Source organism: Weizmannia sp. FSL W8-1119 (assembly GCF_038008605.1).
GTDB lineage: Bacteria > Bacillota > Bacilli > Bacillales > Bacillaceae_C > Weizmannia > Weizmannia coagulans.
On sequence record NZ_JBBOZL010000001.1, the window covers coordinates 1,461,426 to 1,481,184 of the forward strand.

General features: G+C 45.9%; 20 protein-coding genes. 5 read left to right on the top strand and 15 right to left on the bottom strand.

Going from position 1 to position 19,759, the window contains the following annotated elements; translation table 11 throughout:
• The first annotated feature begins 348 nt into the window (after positions 1-348).
• Entirely contained in the window at positions 349-1,095 is a 747-nt protein-coding gene (locus NSQ19_RS07025; RefSeq protein WP_029143041.1) for an SDR family NAD(P)-dependent oxidoreductase, read from the top strand.
• A 310-nt stretch (positions 1,096-1,405) separates the two neighbouring features.
• Positions 1,406-2,596, top strand: coding sequence for an MFS transporter (locus NSQ19_RS07030; RefSeq protein ID WP_340702626.1), 1,191 nt, complete (start codon positions 1,406-1,408; stop codon positions 2,594-2,596).
• Here NSQ19_RS07030 and NSQ19_RS07035 read toward each other — a convergent pair.
• From NSQ19_RS07035 to NSQ19_RS07070, 8 genes are all read right to left on the bottom strand, one after another.
• Entirely contained in the window at positions 2,593-3,021 is a 429-nt protein-coding gene (locus NSQ19_RS07035; protein WP_237349297.1) for a cell wall hydrolase, read from the bottom strand. The two genes, NSQ19_RS07030 and NSQ19_RS07035, sit on opposite strands and share 4 nt — an antisense overlap.
• 215 nt (positions 3,022-3,236) lie before the next feature.
• A complete protein-coding gene (locus NSQ19_RS07040; RefSeq protein ID WP_019721325.1) occupies positions 3,237-3,992 on the bottom strand; it encodes an exodeoxyribonuclease III in 756 nt (251 codons plus the stop codon).
• Between the two features lie 23 nt (positions 3,993-4,015).
• Entirely contained in the window at positions 4,016-4,231 is a 216-nt protein-coding gene (locus tag NSQ19_RS07045) for an NAD(P)-binding domain-containing protein (RefSeq protein ID WP_019721326.1), read from the bottom strand.
• 362 nt (positions 4,232-4,593) lie between these two features.
• Positions 4,594-6,021, bottom strand: a complete 1,428-nt coding sequence (glgA, locus tag NSQ19_RS07050) for a glycogen synthase GlgA (RefSeq protein WP_340702627.1) — start codon at positions 6,019-6,021, stop codon at positions 4,594-4,596.
• A gap of 13 nt (positions 6,022-6,034) precedes the next feature.
• Positions 6,035-7,144, bottom strand: a complete 1,110-nt coding sequence (gene glgD / locus NSQ19_RS07055) for a glucose-1-phosphate adenylyltransferase subunit GlgD (protein ID WP_340702628.1) — start codon at positions 7,142-7,144, stop codon at positions 6,035-6,037.
• 16 nt (positions 7,145-7,160) lie between these two features.
• Positions 7,161-8,318, bottom strand: a complete 1,158-nt coding sequence (locus NSQ19_RS07060) for a glucose-1-phosphate adenylyltransferase (RefSeq protein WP_340702629.1) — start codon at positions 8,316-8,318, stop codon at positions 7,161-7,163.
• On the bottom strand, positions 8,318-10,258 hold the full coding sequence (gene glgB, locus NSQ19_RS07065; protein WP_265115299.1) for a 1,4-alpha-glucan branching protein GlgB: 1,941 nt from the start codon (positions 10,256-10,258) through the stop codon (positions 8,318-8,320). The genes NSQ19_RS07060 and glgB overlap by 1 nt, the downstream gene beginning before the upstream one ends.
• 232 nt (positions 10,259-10,490) lie before the next feature.
• Complete coding sequence (locus NSQ19_RS07070) at positions 10,491-11,486, bottom strand: glycoside hydrolase family 15 protein (protein WP_061575462.1); 996 nt, start codon at positions 11,484-11,486, stop codon at positions 10,491-10,493.
• A gap of 726 nt (positions 11,487-12,212) precedes the next feature.
• Between NSQ19_RS07070 and NSQ19_RS07075 the strand changes: the two genes are divergently transcribed.
• Complete coding sequence (locus tag NSQ19_RS07075; protein ID WP_017554300.1) at positions 12,213-12,365, top strand: YpzG family protein; 153 nt, start codon at positions 12,213-12,215, stop codon at positions 12,363-12,365.
• A 233-nt stretch (positions 12,366-12,598) separates the two neighbouring features.
• Here the strand turns inward: NSQ19_RS07075 and NSQ19_RS07080 are convergent, their stop codons facing one another.
• The 3 genes from NSQ19_RS07080 to NSQ19_RS07090 all read right to left on the bottom strand — a co-directional run bounded on the left by NSQ19_RS07080 (position 12,599) and on the right by NSQ19_RS07090 (position 14,486).
• Complete coding sequence (locus NSQ19_RS07080) at positions 12,599-13,105, bottom strand: DsbA family oxidoreductase (RefSeq protein ID WP_265115297.1); 507 nt, start codon at positions 13,103-13,105, stop codon at positions 12,599-12,601.
• Between the two features lie 33 nt (positions 13,106-13,138).
• On the bottom strand, positions 13,139-13,639 hold the full coding sequence (locus tag NSQ19_RS07085) for a GNAT family N-acetyltransferase (RefSeq protein ID WP_081110485.1): 501 nt from the start codon (positions 13,637-13,639) through the stop codon (positions 13,139-13,141).
• Between the two features lie 220 nt (positions 13,640-13,859).
• Positions 13,860-14,486, bottom strand: coding sequence for an NUDIX hydrolase (locus NSQ19_RS07090; RefSeq protein WP_061575454.1), 627 nt, complete (start codon positions 14,484-14,486; stop codon positions 13,860-13,862).
• A 312-nt stretch (positions 14,487-14,798) separates the two neighbouring features.
• On the opposite strand from NSQ19_RS07090, the gene NSQ19_RS07095 reads away from it, so the two are divergent.
• Positions 14,799-16,091, top strand: coding sequence for an Nramp family divalent metal transporter (locus NSQ19_RS07095; RefSeq protein WP_340702630.1), 1,293 nt, complete (start codon positions 14,799-14,801; stop codon positions 16,089-16,091).
• A 79-nt stretch (positions 16,092-16,170) separates the two neighbouring features.
• On the opposite strand, the gene NSQ19_RS07100 is transcribed toward NSQ19_RS07095, so the two are convergent.
• The 4 genes from NSQ19_RS07100 to NSQ19_RS07115 all read right to left on the bottom strand — a co-directional run bounded on the left by NSQ19_RS07100 (position 16,171) and on the right by NSQ19_RS07115 (position 19,232).
• Positions 16,171-16,620, bottom strand: coding sequence for a Dps family protein (locus NSQ19_RS07100; RefSeq protein WP_340702631.1), 450 nt, complete (start codon positions 16,618-16,620; stop codon positions 16,171-16,173).
• Between the two features lie 80 nt (positions 16,621-16,700).
• Positions 16,701-17,165 carry a VanZ family protein gene (locus tag NSQ19_RS07105; RefSeq protein WP_013859392.1) on the bottom strand — a complete coding sequence of 155 codons (465 nt, stop codon included), beginning with the start codon at positions 17,163-17,165 and terminating at the stop codon, positions 16,701-16,703.
• A gap of 184 nt (positions 17,166-17,349) precedes the next feature.
• Positions 17,350-18,297, bottom strand: a complete 948-nt coding sequence (locus tag NSQ19_RS07110; protein WP_315958382.1) for an ABC transporter permease — start codon at positions 18,295-18,297, stop codon at positions 17,350-17,352.
• The gene (locus NSQ19_RS07115; protein ID WP_328014260.1) at positions 18,294-19,232 is read right to left on the bottom strand and encodes an ABC transporter ATP-binding protein; all 939 of its coding nucleotides are present in this window, start codon (positions 19,230-19,232) and stop codon (positions 18,294-18,296) included. Before NSQ19_RS07115 ends, NSQ19_RS07110 begins: the two co-directional genes overlap by 4 nt.
• Before the next feature lie 168 nt (positions 19,233-19,400).
• Between NSQ19_RS07115 and NSQ19_RS07120 the strand changes: the two genes are divergently transcribed.
• Positions 19,401-19,739, top strand: coding sequence for a hypothetical protein (locus NSQ19_RS07120; RefSeq protein WP_013859395.1), 339 nt, complete (start codon positions 19,401-19,403; stop codon positions 19,737-19,739).
• The last annotated feature ends 20 nt before the right edge of the window (positions 19,740-19,759 follow it).

Consider the following 19,759-nt stretch of genomic DNA (forward strand, 5'->3'; position numbering starts at 1 on the left):
TTTTTTCACATTCTTTCATTGAATCGCCCTAAATTTTGGCTTATTCTTTTACTTACAATACCAGCACACTCTTTTTGCTTTAAAATTTTTCTTCTGGCTGATTTCCCTGTTTTTGTGCTTTAATGAGCATTCCGCATCGGTTTGATTTTACGCCTGCTTTTTCTTCAAAGTAACTGCAAACGTTTATACTTTTTTGATGGTTTTAAAACTGTCTATTGAGGTAAGTCAATTTTTCGAACTGTTCTTTCCTTTTATTGTAAACCTTTTCTTGCGGTGATACACTAAAAATTGTAAAGAAAAGTAAACGCTTACTTTTTCTATGAATATATCCATCAGGAGGCATGCATCATGTCAGGCAGAGTTGCAGTGATTACAGGGGCCGGCAGCGGGATTGGCCGGGAAACAAGTTTAACTTTTGCACGTAAAGGCGATTCCGTTGTGGTTGCCGATATTGATGAAGAAAAAGGGCTTGAAACGGTGGAATTGATCAAACAAGAAGGCGGAGATGCTGTTTTTGCCAAGACGGATGTTTCCAAATTTGAAGAAGTCGAATCACTTGTCAATCAGGCAGTTGAAATATACGGGACGATTGACGTGATGTTCAACAACGCCGGAATCGGAACGCTCGGGCATATCCTGAGTATGAAAATAGAAGATTACTTGCGTGTCATTGATATCAATCAGCACGGCGTGGCATACGGGATCATTGCTGCAGGCAGAAAAATGCGCGAGCTGGATGTAAAAGGCGTCATTATCAACACGGCTTCCGTATTCGGTTATTTGGCAAATTTCGGTACTTTCCCATATCAGGCTGCAAAAGGCGCTGTCCGGATGATGACGCAAAATGCCGCGCTCGAACTGGCACAATACGGCATTCGCGTCGTCGGCATTGCGCCGGGTTGTGTGGATACCCCGATTATACAAGCTTATAAAGATGCCGGAATGACGCAAAAAATGACAGAACAGCAAATGCGCAAAAAACTGATCCGCCCGGAAACGATCGCAAATGCGGTTTATCTGTTAACGCTTGAAGAAGCAGATGCTATTAACGGAAGCGTTGTCATGCTTGATGACGGCTATGCTTCTTTCAAATAACTTTCTTGGATGCTCAAACTTGCTGCTCTTGAAGTGTTGGAAAAATTTCCGTACACCCCTTCTCCCCCCTTTCCGGTTCAAAAGGGGGAGGCCCTTTTGAACCGGAGTATTCTTGTTCATTTCATCTCTGCCCGCACGAAAAAAGTGGCAATCCAAAACGCTATGCAAATAGACTTTACACAAAAGGTTCATTTTGTCATTTTTGTGGAAAATTATGTTACAATATTCATACAGCTCTCGTTTTTGATCCGTCTGTCTTTGTCCCTGTCCGGGGCGGTTTGAAAGAAATTACGAGAAAGTGGGAGTATGTATGGGAAGTCAATCATTTACATCAGCGCCGTTAGAGGCAGAAAACCCTTTTTTTCGCCGTGCGCTGTTTACGTTCAGCGGTGCGCATTTTTTAAATGACCTGGTGACAACCGGCATGGTTCCTGCCCTTGTTGTCATGTACAAGCATGCGCTCCATTTGAATTATACGCAATCCACTTTAATTGTACTGGTTTCTTATTTTACTTCATCGGTAACACAGCCGGTTTTTGGCATGCTGACGGACCGGAAACCGCGGGTCTGGCTTTTTTCGCTCGGTGTCTTCTTATCGATTGCCGGCCTGAGCCTAACCGCCATTGCGCCATCTCTCCCATGGCTTTTGGTTTTTATTGCGCTTTCCGGATTCGGGTCGGGCGTCTTTCATCCGGAAGCATCACGCGGCACCCATTTTGCGTCCGGGTATAAAAAAGGATTGGCACAGGCAATATTCCAGGTTGGCGGAAATGCCGGGCAGGCTTTCGGGCCGCTTATGATCCCGCTCTTTTTGGTGCATACCGGCATACACGGCCTGATCTGGCTGCTGCCGGTTGCTCTTTTATCCCTTATTTTAACAGCCCCCCTGCTTGGCTGGATGAACAGCAAAGTGCAAAATATCCAGCGCCGGAAAAAAGAAATCGCCGGAAAAAACCATATTCCCGGCGTCATCCTGCTTGTTCTGGTCATTATTTTGCGTTCCTGGTGCCAGGTCGGGGTTGTTATTTTTCTTCCGTTTTACATGAAACATGCAAGTTTGGAAACAAGCGAACTGTTGAACTTTGTCTTTGTCGGCGCCGGGGCACTGGGCACGCTTTTTGGCGGCATTATTTCAGACCGGGCCGGCATGAAACGGCTGCTTGTCGTGTCCATGTTCCTTGCCACGCCTTTTGCGCTTGTGTTGCCGCATTTAAGCGGCTGGCTGGCCGTACTCGATCTGCTCTGTTTCGGTTTCAGCGTCCTTTCAAGCTTTTCTGTCGGCGTCATCTATATGCAAAAGCTGTTGCCCAAAAATATCGCGCTTGCTTCCGGCCTGTCAATTGGTTTCGGGGTCGGCGCCGGCGGAATCGGTTCCGTTTTCATGGGCGGCGTTTCCGATATGTTCGGGGTTGCTACAGTATTTACCATTTTATCTTTCTTGCCCATGATCGGCGCTGTCATATCCTGCTTTTTGCCAAATGAAAAAAGGATCGCAAATTAAAAAGTGGTGTATACATTTTCGCATGTTTCAGCTGTCGGTTCGTAAAAACAATGCAATTTATACCGGGCAACGAACGGCTGGTCATACCATGTGGGCGGGCAGTCCCCTTGCGGCCTGAAATACCATAAACTGTATTTGGCAGGCCAATGCCTTTCGCCGTTAATCACACGTCTGGCCAACCGCCGTTCGCTTTCCCGTGCCCGCTGGTAAAAATACCCGTGTATCACTGCTTCAAAAGCATGCGGCTGATAAACCATTTGCGGAATGGTCCGGATCCCGATAAAATCCGAACAATTCGCCCTGATCCGGTTTATGCCTACATTGCCGACAAGCAGCATGCCAAGCTGCCCCTCCCCTTCTGCTTCCGCCCTTAAAAGCCGTGCCAGTAAATCGATGTCTGCACTTGATGCCCTTACGACTGCCATTTTAAGCCTCCCTGGATTTGCAAATTGCGCACAAGTTCCGCTTTTTATCTTATGCTGCAAAACACCAAAAGAGAACCCCACCTGTGCCTGAAATAAATCAAGCACCCGGGCGGAAAAAACCGGATGCTTGATGTTTGTTAAATCCGAAAGAGTACCGGGCTTTAAGTTTCGGCGCACAGCACAAAAGGGCAATCGGCAGAAACGGATCCTGCCAATTAAAAATTGGTTTCTAAAAATACCGGACAGTGGTCACTGCCCATTATTTCCGGATACATGCCGGCACCTTTTAAACGGCCGGCAAGTCTTTTGGATACGAGAAAATAGTCAATCCGCCAGCCGATATTCCTTTCCCTTACTTTATTCATATAAGACCACCATGTATATGCGCCTTCCCGCTCAGGATAAAAATATCGGAACGAATCAATAAATCCGCTGTTCAGCAGCCCGGTCATTTTATCGCGCTCTTCCGCTGTAAACCCTGAATTGCCGATGTTGCTTTTTGCATTTTTTAAATCAATTTCCTGATGGGCAACGTTCATATCGCCGCATACAATGACCGGCTTCTTTTTATCAAGATCCGTTAAATAGGCCCGCATCCGGTTTTCCCATTCGAGGCGGTAACCGAGGCGGGCAAGATCGCGCTGGGAATTCGGCGTATAAACATTGACCAAATAAAAATCTTCATATTCGAGTGTCAAAATCCGGCCTTCCGGTTCTGTCCGATTTTCCCCGACGCCGTAGCGCACGGAAAGCGGTTCTTTTTTTGTAAAAACGGCCGTGCCCGAATACCCTTTCCGCTCGGCATAGTTCCAATATTGATAATAGCCGTCCAAATCAAGGGCGATCTGGCCTTCCTGCAGTTTCGTCTCCTGCACGCAAAAAATGTCGGCGCCGGTTTCTGCAAAAAATGCAAGAAACCCTTTTTTTACACAGGCGCGGAGCCCGTTCACATTCCAAGAAACAAATTTCATCCCCGGTTTCTCCTCCATTGCATTTAAAAGTTCAGGTGTTTTAATGCTTTATAAACCGCAGCGACGTCCGCATTTTCAGCGATTTCTTTCGGCGTTTTGCAAACGGCGGCGCCGGCTTCAGCCAGTTTTTCCGTTTTCTTAATTGTGCGATTATACACAAACAAATCGAAATGCGCATCTAAAAGGCGGCAGGCCATCGGAGATCCCATATGCCCTAAACCAATCCAACCTATCTTCATGACAAAAGCCTCCATGTTTAGACAAATTCACCTAAAAGCCATCAGCTTTAAAGGGATATTCTGTTCTTATTCTAATGTTAAAGAAAAAATGCGGCAAGAAATACGCAATTTTTGTATAAATATTTGGCGTTTGTATTGAAGAAAAAAGCGGTATTATACAAGTATAATTGATGTTCGCCAATCCTTATGCGGGGGGGTGGGAAAAGTGAAAATCAAAGTCGGAAGTTGGAATATGTTAACGCTCCAAGACAAGTTATCGATTTTAAAAGCCATCAGCCGGCGAAACAAACGTGGGCATCAGTAAAAAGGCGCCGGTACGAAGCAGGCGCCTTTTTCCACTCTGTATAAGTGCTCCCTATTCTTTACGGCCATATCCCTTCATACAGCCGGATATATGCTTTTGCAGAATTCTCCCAGCTGAAATCAAGCCCCATCACCCGTTCAGACAACGACTGCCATGTTTTCGGCTGGTAGCGGAAAAACCAAACGGCCCTTTCAACTGTGTAAAGCATATCGTGCGCGTTATAGTTTGCGAACGAAAAACCGTTGCCTTCGCCTGTGAATTCATTGTATGGCTTTACGGTATCTTTCAGCCCGCCGGTTTCACGCACAAGCGGCAATGTGCCATACCGCATGGCGATCAGTTGCCCGATGCCGCACGGTTCAAATTTGGATGGCATTAAAAATAAGTCACTGCCCGCATAAATTTTATGTGAAAGGGCTTCATCGAAATAAATATGTACGGATACCCGGCCCGGATACTGGTTTTCAAGATGCCGGAATGCTTCCTCGTACTGATGCTCGCCTGTGCCAAGAAGGACAAACTGGACATTTAAACTTAACATCTCATGTATTACATGTAGCACCAGATCGATGCCTTTTTGTTCCACCAGCCTTGTCACCATCGATATAACGGGAATGCCGGAATCCGGCTGCAAATGGAAAGCTTCCTGCAAGGCTTTTTTATTCTTTAATTTTCCCGGATAGTCCTCATATGTAAAAAACAGCGCGTCGTCTGTTTTGGGATTATAAGCATCCGTATCAATCCCGTTGACAATGCCTTCGAAACGGTTGCTTTTCATCCGCAAAAAGCCGTCAAGATTTTCCCCGTAATACGGCGTCTGGATTTCCCGGGCGTATGTCGGGCTGACGGTTGTAATGGCATCTGCATAAGCAATCCCCGCCTTTAAGTAGCTGACATTCCCATAAAACTCAAGGCCATCCACATGGAAATACAATTCGCTTAAATCGAGAAGATCAGACAGAACACTTTTTGGAAATACGCCCTGGTAGCGCAAATTATGAATCGTAAACATCGTTTTGATGCCCTGGTAGAAAGGATGGCTGGAAAAATGCGCTTTTAACAGCACGGGAATCGGCCCGGTTTGCCAGTCATGGCAATGGATGACATCCGGTTTCTCGTTCAAATAAGGAAGAGATTCAAGCACTGCACGCGAAAAAAAGGAGAACCGTTCGCCATCATCGAAATAGCCGTAACTCCCGTGCCGTTTAAAATAATACTCGTTGTCCAAAAAATAATAGCGGATCCCCCCTTCCTCCAATGTTTCAATCCCGCAATACTGCTTCCGCCACCCAACCGGCACGGTCAGGCTTCCCATAAAGGAGAGGCGCGCTTTTACTTCGGGTTTTAAATCTTCATATTTCGGCAGGATGACTGCCGGATGGATCCCCGCTTTTTTCAAAGCTTTGGGCAATGCCTGGATAACATCGCCCAGCCCCCCTGTTTTAATAAATGGCGCGCATTCTGAAGCAGCGAATAATACGTTCATCTTGTCCCCTCCATCAAATGATCTCTTTTTTGCATAATACTTTTGGATGCGACGGAGTCCCGACAACCACCTTATGCTGGGTAACGACCACCTGCTTGTCTGCGATGACATTTTCCAATACCGCATCTTCTTCCACTTCTGTTTTTTGCATGATGATGCTGTTTTTCACGACTGCCCCTTTTTTGATTTTCACGCCGCGGAAAATAATACTGTTTTCCACTGTCCCTTCAATTAAACAGCCGTTTGCAATAAATGAATTTTTTACGTCCGCTGTTTGTCCGTATTTTGCCGGCGGCTCATGTTTGATCTTGGTCAGAATTTCCCAGTCGCTGTAAAAGAAAGCGCGGATCGTATCCGGGTCGAGCATGGCCATGTTTGCCGCGTGGTAACTGTCCATGGAGTGGATAAAGATCATATTGCCGCGGTGGTGATACCCCTTAACTTTAAATTTATGGACATTCGCTTTGATCGCATCCCGCAAAAAGTCATATTCTCCGTTTTCAGAACAGGTTTGGATGAGATCCATCAGCAACAGTTTTGACAGCACATAGGTTTCCAGGCAGACGAAGTCGCCCTTTTGCGGAGTGGTAAACAATTCGATGTCCCGCACGTTGTCCTCTTTATCTACCACCACTTGATGATAGTTCGGTTTTTGGATCGGCTCCCCGTCATATTTCCTGTATACAACCGTGATATCTGCCTGGCTTTTCTCATGGAATGCGACCAGCTCGCAAATATCGAGTTTGCTGACGTTGCTTCCCGGCGAGATGATGACAAGGTCTGCCGAGGCGCGTTCAAAGAATTCGCGATGATCATAAAAGCCCTGGATATCCCCCTTCAATTTTGCATTATCGGCAACCGGCGGCAGAATAAACAGCCCGCCGTCGTACCGGTCCAAATCCCATTCCTTTCCTGAACCAATATGGTCTATGATCGATCTGCCGTTGTCTTTCGTAAAAACGGCAACCTGGGTAATTTCAGCATGAATGAGATTGGAAAGCGCAAAATCAATGAAGCGGTATCTGGCGCCGAACGGAACGGAAGCAAGGCAGCGGTGTTTCGTTAGCTCCTTTAAAATCGGCTTTTCGTTGATCAAATTGATAACTCCTAATACGTTCGTCATGTTTCACCCGTCCCTTTTATAAAACTTCTTTTATTTCCGCTTCTTCTCCGTTTTGCGGACAGCTGTACAACTGAATATCATTTGGCTTTGAAGGCGTGATTTTTTTGCCGTTTTCAATGACGGTGCCGCTCGCAATAATGGCGCGTTCGATCGTCACATTGCTGCCGATCGTGACACTCGGCATGATGACGGAATCCCGGATCGTGCTGTTTTTGCCAATATAGACATGATCCGAGATGACGGAATGGAAAACATCCCCATAAATCCAGCTGCCTTCGTTGATGAGCGCGTTTTTAATATTGGATTGGGGCGCAATGTATTGCGGAGGATGGTTCGCATCTCCGGTGAAAATGCGCCAGTCCGGGTCATCCAGATCAAATGCCGGTTTTTCTTCCAGCAGGTCCATATGTGCTTCCCAGAAGCTTTGGACCGTGCCGACATCTTTCCAATAACCTTGGAATTTATAAGCATACATTTTCTTTTTATCCTTCAGCATTTTCGGAATAATGTCTTTCCCGAAGTCATGCGAGGAAGCGCTGTTTTTCTCGTCCTGTATTAAATATTCGCGCAAATGCTTCCAATTAAACAGATATACGCCCATGGAGGCAAGATTGCTCTTTGGGAATTTCGGTTTTTCTTCAAATTCAACAATGCTTCCTTCCGCGTTTGTTACCATAATGCCGAAGCGGCCTGCTTCCTGCCACGGGACTTCAATGACGGCAATGCTCGCCTGCGCCCCTGCTTCCACATGCGATTTTAACAGTTTCCGGTAATCCATTTTATAAATATGATCGCCTGAAAGAATCACAACATATTCCGGATTGTAGTGGTCAATATACTGGATATTTTGGTAAACCGCATTGGCCGTCCCCTTATACCATTCGCCGCCGTCTTTCCCTACATACGGCGGCAGTACGGTTGTACCGCCGAAATTTTTATCCAGGTCCCACGCTTTCCCGTTTCCGACATACGAATTTAAGAGATGGGGTTCATATTGCGTCAGCACGCCGACGGTATCAATGCCCGAGTGCATGCAGTTGCTTAGCGAGAAATCAATAATTCTGTACTTGCCGCCAAAAGGCACTGCCGGTTTTGCCAGCTGGGATGTCAAATCCCCGAGCCTTGTTCCCTGTCCGCCTGCTAAGAGCATTGCCATCCATTTCTTTTCTGCCATTATTTTTTGCCACCCCTTTGCCGTTTTGTTGATTGCTTTTTAAAGATCAATGCACTGAGTGGGGGAATGCTGATTTCCATACTGTATGGCTGGTTATGAAAAGGCTCCTTATCCACTTGGATTGCTTTTTTGTTCAACAAACCGCTGCCGCCGAACTGTTCATCATCCGTATTGAAAATTTCAATATATTTTCCGAATGAAGGCACGCCAATTCTGAATTTGTCATATTTGTTTTTTGAAAAATTGCAGAGGACGATGCAATAATCCCCTTTCCGCTTTCCTCTTCTCATAAAAATTATGATGCTCTGCCTGCGATTATTCGGATCAATCCATTCAAAGCCTTCAGGGTCATGGTCCTGCCGCCACAAGCTTCTTGTGTTTTGATAGAATGTGTTCATGGCTTTTGTAAACTGAAAGAAGGTCCGGTGCGTTTCAAAATCCAGCAGCATCCAATCCAGCTGCGTCAGGTCTTTCCACTCGTCAAACTGTCCGAATTCGCTTCCCATGAATAATAATTTTTTACCCGGATGGGTCATAAAATAAGCATAAAGAAGGCGTAAATTTGCAAACTTTTGTGGAAAATCCCCGGGCATTTTATTGAGCAGCGATTTTTTTCCGTAAACCAGTTCATCATGCGAAAAAGGAAGTACATAGTTTTCCGAAAAAGCATAGTGCATGGAAAAGGTGAGGAGATCGTGGGCATCAGGCCTTTTTTCCTCCGGTGTCTGCATATAGGTGAGCACATCATGCACCCAGCCCATGTTCCATTTATAATTAAAGCCGAGCCCGCCCGCGTAAACCGGCGCTGTCACGAGTGGCCACGATGTTGCTTCTTCTGCAATCATTAAGGCATGCGGAAACTTTTTAAAAACGGCTTCATTCAGCTTTTTGATAAACTCGACAGCTTCCAAATTGACGTCACCGCCATATTGGTTTGCCAATTTCTTTTCGTCTCCCCTGTCATGGTTCAAATAAATAAGAGAAGAAACTGCATCAACCCGGAAGCCGTCAATATGATAAACGTCCATCCAAAAAAGGGCATTGGAAATAAGAAAACTGAAAATTTCAGGTTTCTGAAAGTCAAAATTGTATGTACCCCAAATCGGCCGTTCCGCCATGTCAGGATCTGCAGGCTCGAACAGCGGTGTTCCGTCAAACCGGCCAAGGCCGTGGGCGTCTTTGCAGAAATGGACGGGAACCCAGTCTAAAATCACCCCAAGGCCGTTCTGATGGCATTTGTCGATAAAATACATGAAATCTTCCGGCTTCCCGTACCGGCTCGTCGGTGCATAGAAACCGGTAATCTGGTAGCCCCATGACCGGTCAAACGGATGTTCCATCATCGGCATAAGCTCGATATGCGTATAGCCATGGCCGGCAACGTATGGGACCAGTTCGTCTGCCATTTCACGGTAGGTGTAAAAATCACCATTGGCTTTTTTCTTCCATGAACCGAAATGCATTTCATAAATCAGCATCGGCTCGTGGTATGGGTCGGATTTTGCTTTATGGCTCATCCACTTTCTATCATGCCACTGATACATGCCGGGATCATAAATGACAGATGCCGTTTTCGGGCGTACTTCCGAATAGAACGCATATGGATCCGCTTTAAAAAAAGTATTGCCTGAAGGTCCTGTAATTTCATATTTATACAGTTCACCAGGCGCGAGATCCGGAATAAATAATACCCAGATGCCGGAATCTTTGAGCCGTTTCATTTGGTGTTTGCTGCCATCCCAGCCGTTAAAATCGCCGGCTACGGCAACGGCTTGCGCATTCGGCGCCCAAACTGCAAACCGCACGCCCTTTTTTCCTTCATACTCCATGGCATGTGCTCCGAACAAAGTATAGCTCTCGTAAAGGGTGCCTTCGTGGAATAAATAAAGCTCGAAATCAGTGGGCAGGACTTGTTGCGAATTTTTTACTGAATTTTCCAATGTCGCACCTCCGCTATTTCATCATACTTTTACTATTCGTTATGAATTTTACGAATCCTGCAAAAAAAGCCGTCTAATTTTGTCGAAATGGAGACAAAATGATTTTATTTTCAAATCCGCCATTCCGTTTACCAATAGAAAAAAGCTGTTTTAAATGTGCCGCATTGGTTTGACATGCAATGAATATGCGGGCTGCGGATTTAAAACAGCTTAAAATTGACTGTTCAATTGTTTAACGGACGTCCATTGTTTTGAAAAACTGGTATGCCAAAGAAACAGACCAGGCAAGCGGCTTATTTCCATTTGGCACGTACTTGCCGCCGATATAAAGTTCCGGGATTTCCCAATTTTCCGTAATAATGCGCTTGGTTTTTTCCACATATCCATTTGCCTTATCATACATACCCAGTTCATAGAAACATAAACCAAGCCACGGAAAACCAAAGCACCATTCGGCTTCTGCGCCTTCGTTATAGTATTGGTCGTTGACATAGCGGATCACGCCATATTTCCGTTCAAGCGTAGTGGTGACATCTTCCAGTATTTGAAGCGCCATGCCGCGGCTGACAATCCGGTAAGGGTAAATGAGCGACAGTAAGGCAAGGTCGGTCGGTTTGCCTGCGCTCTCCCGCGGCAGCAGTTTATAAAGTGTTTCTTCCCCTTTTTCAATCAGCCCATCCTTCACATGCACGAGCATCCTGACTGCTTTTAAGCCGGCAACGCATGCCCCGACACTTGAAGCATGCACCTCCATATTCTCTTCCCACATGCCGTTATCTTCGGCCTGCCAATACTCCAGGCACTCGAGATAGTCAACCAGTTTTTGGATAATCTCCAAATCTTTTTGGCTGCGGATGATTTTCTGGCCGTGGTGGATGCCTTCCCCTACTCCCCAAAGAAAAGCCCCAATAGCATCATTTTGGGCATGGCCCCATTCTTGCGGGAGTTCCTTGAGGTCAGTGGAATAGCGGGCGTGAATATATTCGTATAAATACCGAGGCCTTTTCTTCGTATGAATGTCAATTTTCCACTCATAACGGATAAACAGATCAAGCAATGCGTGGTATGCTTTTTCATAGTACGGGGACGGCGTGGCTAAAAAGGGCAAAACGGTATATACGACATCTCTGATCCAAACATAATGGTAGTCGGAAGACAAACTGGCGGTATAAGCACCGTTTGGCAGGCGCATCCGGTCAATGACCTCAACAGCTTTCTCGATGTTCATCATTCTTCACCTCCAAAAAGTTGATCCATACCATTAGTGTTGGCAAGACGCTGATCCTTTTATAACCATTCCAACATAACTCCCCTGTTTTAAAGCGCTTTCATGAAGATCTTTGCTTTTTGCAGATGCATTCAAGCGGGAAAAGCCCTGGTTTGGCAAACGGCGATGCTGCCATTTGCCGGCCGTTTCTTTTCCTGGACGGTTGTTTTTTATATATTATGTCTGCATTTGTTGGATGATTATTTAGAAAGCCTAATCAATCCCGATTTTTTTGCCCGTTTCTGCCCGCTTAAATTCTGGCATCCCGGAGTTTTTTCCGTTCCATTCCCTTAAATGTTTGTTTTGGTTTTATTTTTATTGTGTTATCAGCACATAGTGTAATTTGATTATTTAGATGCGGCATGTTCCCCGGTTTGGCGTTGCAGTGCCCTTGATTCTTATTTATTTTTTGTTATTAGCACAATGTACAACAGGATCATTTAAATTATGGGGTGATTGAAAAATAGGCTAATGATTATGTGTTTTTAGCACATTGTGTCTTTACTTTTTATTCGTTCTGCTTTTCAGCCGGATTTTCTTGTTCAACTTCCATTTCTTACAGATACTGGTTTTTATTTGAGACGATGCAAATATGCAGGATGTGTAATTTTGCCCTTTCTGCACAAGCTAGAATTGATATTCGGTATGAATATCAGCGGTATCCAAATCCTTCCAAGAGGTGATCGTATGAGCTACAAAGACCAGCTGGATCCGCATTCGGGGTTGTTCCATCACAACTGGACGCGGCGGAAACATACAAATTCCCAGGTCAATGGCGAGACGGAAGTCACACAAAACACCATCATCTTGAGGAGCAATGCAAAAGCGCATCGCTGGTGAGGATACTAAAAAGGCCGGGATAATTACCGGCCTTTTTTGGGTGTGGCAATAAACGGAAATTCGCTGAAACGCTTGTTTTTCGTTTAAAATCATGCTATATTGATATAGCGATGAGCTGAATTGCGTAAGCCGGCAAGGCAACCTTTTTGGAATGCACAATGTGGAGTGCAAGCCTTAGCCGCCGTAACACAAGATCGGAAAAAAGCGCCCCGGACCGGGCGCTTTTTTCATGTTTATATGGCCGCCACATAGGTTTCTTCCCGCCATGCTTCATGCATGGACCGGACAATGAAATCGACCGGGCGGGCTCCCGAAATCGCATATTTCCGGTTGATGACCATAAAGGGGGCAAAATCCGCACCCAACAGATCTGCCTCTGCCTGGTCTTTTTTGATATGCTCCAAGTAAACATCCGTTACAATGGCCTGTTCAGCCTTGCCTTTATCCAGCCCGGCCATTTGGGCAGCCTGTAATAAATCTCCTTTGCCTGGTGAGGGCTGCCTGGCATACGTTTCAAACAGGGCCTTGGCAATAAACGACTGCTTCCCGTGTTGTTTTGCAAAGTGCAGCAGTTTATGGCTCCCTTCAATATGTACTTCTTTTTCGGGGTTTTTCATGAAACTGCGAAATTCCAGTTGAATGCTTTCCCTGTGGCCAAATTGTTCCAGTGCCTCGCCAAGCCTAACAAAGGCAAGATAAGAATCCGCCGATGAAAAATCCGACCATAATTCTATTTTCATAACTTTATAGCTCCTTAAGCCTTTCAAAATCCTTTAAATTTTTTTGCCGGTGATCATTAAATCGTGCATGCGCCCGTCAAGCACAGCCACTTCTTTCAAATGCCCCCAGGTTTCAAACCCGAAGGATGCAAATAACTTTAAACTGGCCTTGTTTTCGCTGAAAATAAAGCCGAGCAGTGTTTCCACCCCAAGCTTCGGGCAGGCTTCCAACATTTTCCTGAGCAGGTACTTCCCGGCCCCTTTTCCTCTCCATTTTCCGCTGACATAAATGCTTACCTCGGCTGTAGGCTGGTAAGCAGGCCTTCCGTAAAAATCGCTTAAACTGATCCAGGCAGCAATCTCCCCGTCTGCTTCCAACACCCAAAGTGGCCGGCTTTCCGGCTGATGGGCTTTAAACCACGGCAGCCTTTCTTCTACGGTGACCGGAACCGTGTCAGCCGTTATAATCCCGTTGCCAATGCAGGCATTATAAATGTCCAGGATCTCCTGCAGATCTTCTTCTGTGGCATCTCTGACCAGACCATGCTGTATCATCGCTCATTTTCCCTCGATTGTAAAAATGACCTCCGTTTCCGCAACGGAAGCTTTGTATTATAAACAACATTTTATAATAATTTCCCGCAATTGAACAGCTTTTTATGCCTTACACACCAGGCCATGATGGAAACACCCGGTATTCAGGCGCCCGGCTTCCGGATCCTGTCGGCATTTCCGGTTTTCAAAAGAGCAGCAGGACAGCCGCCGCGGGCACCGTTCAAGCCTTGTCTGCGCCCAAAATATCCATAAAATTTTTCAAAATACCGGCGGTTAATCCCCAAATGACATACTCCCCGTAGTAATAAAAATACTCGTCCATTTGCTGGCTATTCCATTTATATGATTTGCCGCCCTGAATTAAATGGAAAGGAAAATCCTGGTCAGGCTCCACCTTAAATTCGATCCGGTAACATTCCGGCGCTATTTTGGCGAAATGTGAAAGCGGGACCGTAAAGACTTCTTCCACTTCGCCCGGATTCGGATGAAAAGGCGCATCCGGCAAAAAACCTGCAAACGGAAAGATCGCACGCCTTCCGTATGATGAAACGACATAGTCAAGCGGGAACACGTCCCGGATGACAGACGCGTCAATGCCCAATTCCTCGGTTGTTTCCCGAATCGCGGCTTCCATCGGGTTTTTATCCGTCGTCTCAATTCTGCCGCCCGGAAAACAAATTTCCCCCGGCTGTTTTCTTAACTGCCGGGACCGGACTTCAAATAAAACGTGAAGGCCATCGCCTTTTTGAACGAGCGGCAACAGGACCGCAAACTGGGACAAACGGTCCATCCCAAAAACGGACGGTTCCCGCTTTTTTAACTTTTCGATAATGAATGTCTCGTTCAATCGATTCCCCCCTTTTTTATTAGCGTTTCCATGATGTGAAAACAGTTTTCCCTATACCTAATATATACCACAGTTTTCAAGAAAAGGATGCATTTTTCTCCCCTCCTGCTTTCTCTCCCGGAGCAGAAGCCATAACCGCACATAAATCGGGCATAATGATCAAAAAGCATGTTTTCCACAAAAAATACAGGGGAAAATGCATGCAAAAGGTTTACTTTTTCGCAAACATTGAATATAATAGTACCAGATAAAGTTTTCCCTAAGGAAACTTTTTTGTTTCGGGGTTAAAGTTAAAGAAGGGGGAAACATCTAATGAGTGAAAAAACGATGAGCCAAAAAATGCCAGGCCGCACGTCCCATAATACAACGAGCGCACAAGCCGTGCTCCGAGGGGATGTAAAAGGGTTAAAACGGATTTTACCTTTCCTTGGCCCGGCCTTCATTGCAGGCGTTGCTTATATCGATCCCGGCAATTTTGCCACCAATATTACGGCAGGATCGAAATACGGCTATATGCTGCTTTGGGTCATTGCCTTTTCAAACTTAATGGCCGTTTTAATCCAGTCCCTTTCCGCAAAGCTCGGCATTGCAACCGGGAAAAATCTGCCGGAAGTTGCGCATGACCGTTTTTCAAAACCGGTGTCGATATTTTTATGGATCCAAAGCGAGCTTGTCATTATTGCAACAGATTTGGCAGAATTTATCGGCGCGTCTTTGGGCCTGTATTTAATTTTCGGCCTTCCGCTGCTTCCGGCCGCATTGATTACAGCAGCCGGATCGTTTGCCATTCTCGAATTGCAACGCCGCGGCTACCGGTCATTTGAGGCAGTAATTGCCGCCCTTGTGATGATTGTTGTGCTCGCTTTTGCTTTGCAAACGTTTCTGGCAAAACCGGAATGGGTGAAAGTGCTCGGCGGGCTTGTCACGCCAAAATTCGATGGCATCCAAAGCGTTGTCCTGGCTGCCGGCATTCTTGGCGCCACCGTCATGCCCCATGCCATTTATTTGCACTCTTCATTGACGCAAAACAGAATCGTCGGGAAAAATGAGCTGGAAAAAAGAAAAATTTTCAAATTTGAATTGATCGACATCATCATCGCCATGGTGATTGCCGGGGCCATCAATATGAGCATGCTTGTGATTGCGTCCAGTGTATTTTATAAACACGGCCTTGTCGTGGAAGATCTGGATGTCGCGTTTCGCGAGTTTTACACCCATATCGGTCCGGCAGCGGCTATCTCTTTCGGCCTCGGCCTTTTGATTGCAGGGCTTTCCAGCTCCTCTGTTGGCACATTATCCGGTGATGTCGTCATGCAAGGATTTATCAACAAACGGATCAATCTTTATTTGCGCCGTGCGATCACAATGATCCCGCCGCTTCTCATTATCATGCTGGGCACCAACCCGACAAGCGCGCTTGTCATAAGCCAGGTCATTCTCTCATTCGGGATCATCTTTGCCCTTGTCCCGCTGATTCTGTTCACGAGTAACAGACAGATCATGGGTGAACTGGTGAACCACCGGATAACGAGCATCATCTCCTGGATCGTGGCAGGATTCGTCGTATGCCTGAACCTGTTCCTTTTGATTGATACGTTTATATAAAGTGAAACAGCCCTTCCATCAAATGGAAAGGCTGTTTTTTTATTTGCCGCTGCTTCCCGGTTGAGGAAAACAAGGGCATTTACCGTTTGTCCGCCATCGCATCCAGCATCCAGATATCCTTGTCAAACCGGGCCAAAAACCGGGTGAGCAGATTGACGGTGGCGTCGTCCTTTCTTTCTTCCGCCAGCGGAATCCCCGTTTCCAGGATCTCCTTTGCCAGCTGTGCCAAATCCTCCCTTAATTGCTGCAGCAGTTCGCCTTCTTCATTATCCGCGCTCGCTTCAACAAGCGTCTTCCGGTCCAGGAATTTCGACATGGTTGCAAGCGGCCGTCCCCCGATTGCCAAAATCCTTTCGGCAAGCACATCCATTTGTTTTGAAAACGCCTGGTACAAATCTTCAAAATAAGCATGGAGCGTAAAAAAGTTTTTCCCCTGAATATACCAGTGGTAACGGTGCAGTTTGATATAAAGCACTGTAAAATTTGAAAGTTCCTGGTTTAAAAACCGGACCAGTTTTTCTTCATCCAATCCACACTTCCCCCCTTTTTTAGGCCGGCCATTGATGGGTCCCCGTTAGATTATCTCCGTAGGGCTTTTCTTATGCATATTTAACGCCAAATCTCAATTTTTATTTTTTTCACAAGCTTGCGGACCAGTAAAAATATGCCGTAACCGCACAATCCGCCCGTTGTATTCAGCAAAATGTCATCCACATCAAAACCCCCGACATGGAAATATCCTTGAATGATTTCCGCCAAAGCCGATGCCAGGCAAGACAGCAATCCCATTATCCAGGCCTTTCTCAGCCGCCTAAAAAGAATAGGCAGGAAAAACCCGAACGGCATAAACATGAAAATATTCCCAAACAGATTGGAAAACCAGACTTCAAATTGAAAGTAACGGTAATAAAGGATATACATCCGGATCGTTTTAAACGGGATAACATTTTGGCTGGCAGAATTGGGCGCATGGCGGTACGGGATAAAAAACAAAAGTTCCATTAAATAAGCAGCATACACAATGAAAACGAACAAAACGGCCGCATTGATTTTTTTCCGGTTGTTTTTTCCCATATCATCCTCCAGCGGTCCGGGCAAGCCCCCATTATTATCCTATTCGGCGGGTGCGCACGCTATGCGCCGCCTGTACAGCCTGATGCGTGCGCCGTCCCAAAAAAAGCAAAGAAGAGACCTGCTCTGGCAGATCCCTCCTTCACCCGGCCCTTTGCCGCCATTTTACCCGAATTTGCCCGCTGTATCAAAACGCAATATCGCGTTTTTGAAAATACCAAAAGGTCAAGGCCATAAAAACGGCATAATAAACAGCCAGCGTGATTAATGAAAACGGCAAGGTGACGCCATCTGTAAGTTTATCCTGATACGCATAGACGGACAAGTCCAAATGCGGGAAGATCAGGAATTTGAGCCAATGGTACCGGTCCATCAGAAACAGAAAAATCCCGCCCAGTGTGTTTGTGATAAACAGGGCAAAAATGCCGATCCCGACAGCCAGCGCCTGGCTCTTGAACAGGGTCGAAAGCATGAACGCAATCGCGCTTACCATGACAAGGCTCGGCAGATAAAGGGCAAATTTCAGGAAAAACTGCGGACCGATTTCTTTAATTTTATATTGGCTGGAATCCAAAGTATTTTCGACCATTTTCATATGGAAACTGCCGGATCCCTGAAAAATGATGCCGATCAAATAGCCGGCTAAAAGCAGGACAGCAAGCAGTAATACCGCGTAGGCTGTTACAGCAATGTATTTGGACAGCAAAATTTTCCATCTCTCATGCGGGCGGATCATCAGTTGCTTAATCGTTCCGGATGCAAATTCCGATGAGACATTGGCGCTCCCGACGATTACACTGAACAAGGTGACAAATGAACCAAGCGGAATGACCACATTGTTCATGAAATGCCAGTTTGAATGGGCATCCGGATTGATATTGTATTTCAAATAATCTTGCTTTCTTTGGATGGTTGGCGCAAGGTCCGCGTATTGTTCAGGATCCTTTTTCATGAGTGCCTCATCCGCTTTGATTTCTTTCTCGATTTTCGTGCGCCAGTTTGGATCGTCTTTGCCGTAAACCTTATTGTAAAACAGTGCAGCAATCAGCACGAACGCTACAATCAGGAGCATATAGACCCATGCGCTTTTCCGGGCAAATATTTTCATCCATTCATTTCGAATTAAAGCGGTCATTGATTTTCCTCCCCTGCTGTATGATTCGTGAGTTCAAGGAAACGGTCTTCCAGCGTTTTCTTTTCAAAATGAATTTCATAGACGTTGCAGCCGTTTCCTACCAATGTTGCGTTGATAACGGCTGCGTCTTTGTAAGCTGCCGAAACCAAAATGTGCGTATCATCGACAATGGAAACCGGAAAATGGAGCTGTTTTTCTACCGCCTGCTTCGCGCTTTCGCTGTCATCCGTTGCAAACAGGATATCGCGGCGGTCATCCTGTTTCACCGTTGTCGTTTCTGCCATCGTTTCAATATGGATCAGTTTTCCTTTTTCGATAATGGCATACCGGTCGCACATCAATTCCATTTCCGCAAGAAGGTGTGAGGAAACGAGGACAGATACCCCGCTTCCCGCCAGATCCCGCAAATAGCCCCTGAATTCGCGGATGCCTTGCGGGTCAAGGCCGTTTGTCGGCTCATCAAGGATCAATAACGAAGGCCGGTGCAAAATCGCCTGGGCGACCCCGAGCCGCTGCCGCATTCCCAACGAATACGTTTTGACTTTTTGTTTAAGGGCATCTTCCAGTTTGACAAGCTTTGCGACTTCCCATAATCTCTCTTCAGAAATGGGTTTCCTTGACATTCTCTTATAGTGGACGAGATTTTGATAGCCGGTCATATAGGGATAAAACTCCGGATTTTCAACGATCGCGCCGATTTCGTTCAAAGCGCCTTTGTAATCTTCATCAAGGCTTTTGCCGTTAATATAGATTTCTCCGCTTGTGCGTTTCATCAATGAAACAATCATCCGGATAATCGTTGTTTTACCGGCGCCGTTCGGACCGAGAAGGCCGAAAACCTCGCCTTTTTTCACTTCAAAACTGACCTGGTCCACAATTTTGCGCGAGCGGATTTGTTTTGTAATCCCTTTGACCGAGAGCGCAATTTCACTCATAACATCCCTGCTTTCTGCTAGACTAGTCTAATCAATATACGAAACCGGCCTTAAAAAGTTTCAAGAAAGATTCGGTTAAAAAAGCATTTGGTTGTGGTATATACATATTTTAATGAATGGCCCCATAAATATATTCATAGAGACGTTTTGGGAGTAGAGGGATGACAAATGGAAAAACTGAAATGGAAACTGGTTTTATTCATCATCTGCCTGGCCGTGCTTGTAGGGTTGCTCTTTTTTCAGCGCCCGGTAAGCTATCAGCGCGTAAAGATTACTGATAAATTTTATACGCCCAACCGGAAAGAAGTGCCGGTTGCAACCGGTGTGAAAACGAAGCGGAAAATAAAAGTGGCACCAACAACAACGAAACCGTATTGCGCGATCGCCTTTAATAACGGCAAAACGCTGACGGCTGACTGCGATACGTATTTAAATTTTAACATTGGCGACCAAGTGTACATCAAATACCGCGGGAACCGGTTAACCGATATCCGCCGGAAGGGCTGAAAAACATCCCGGTTCTTTTA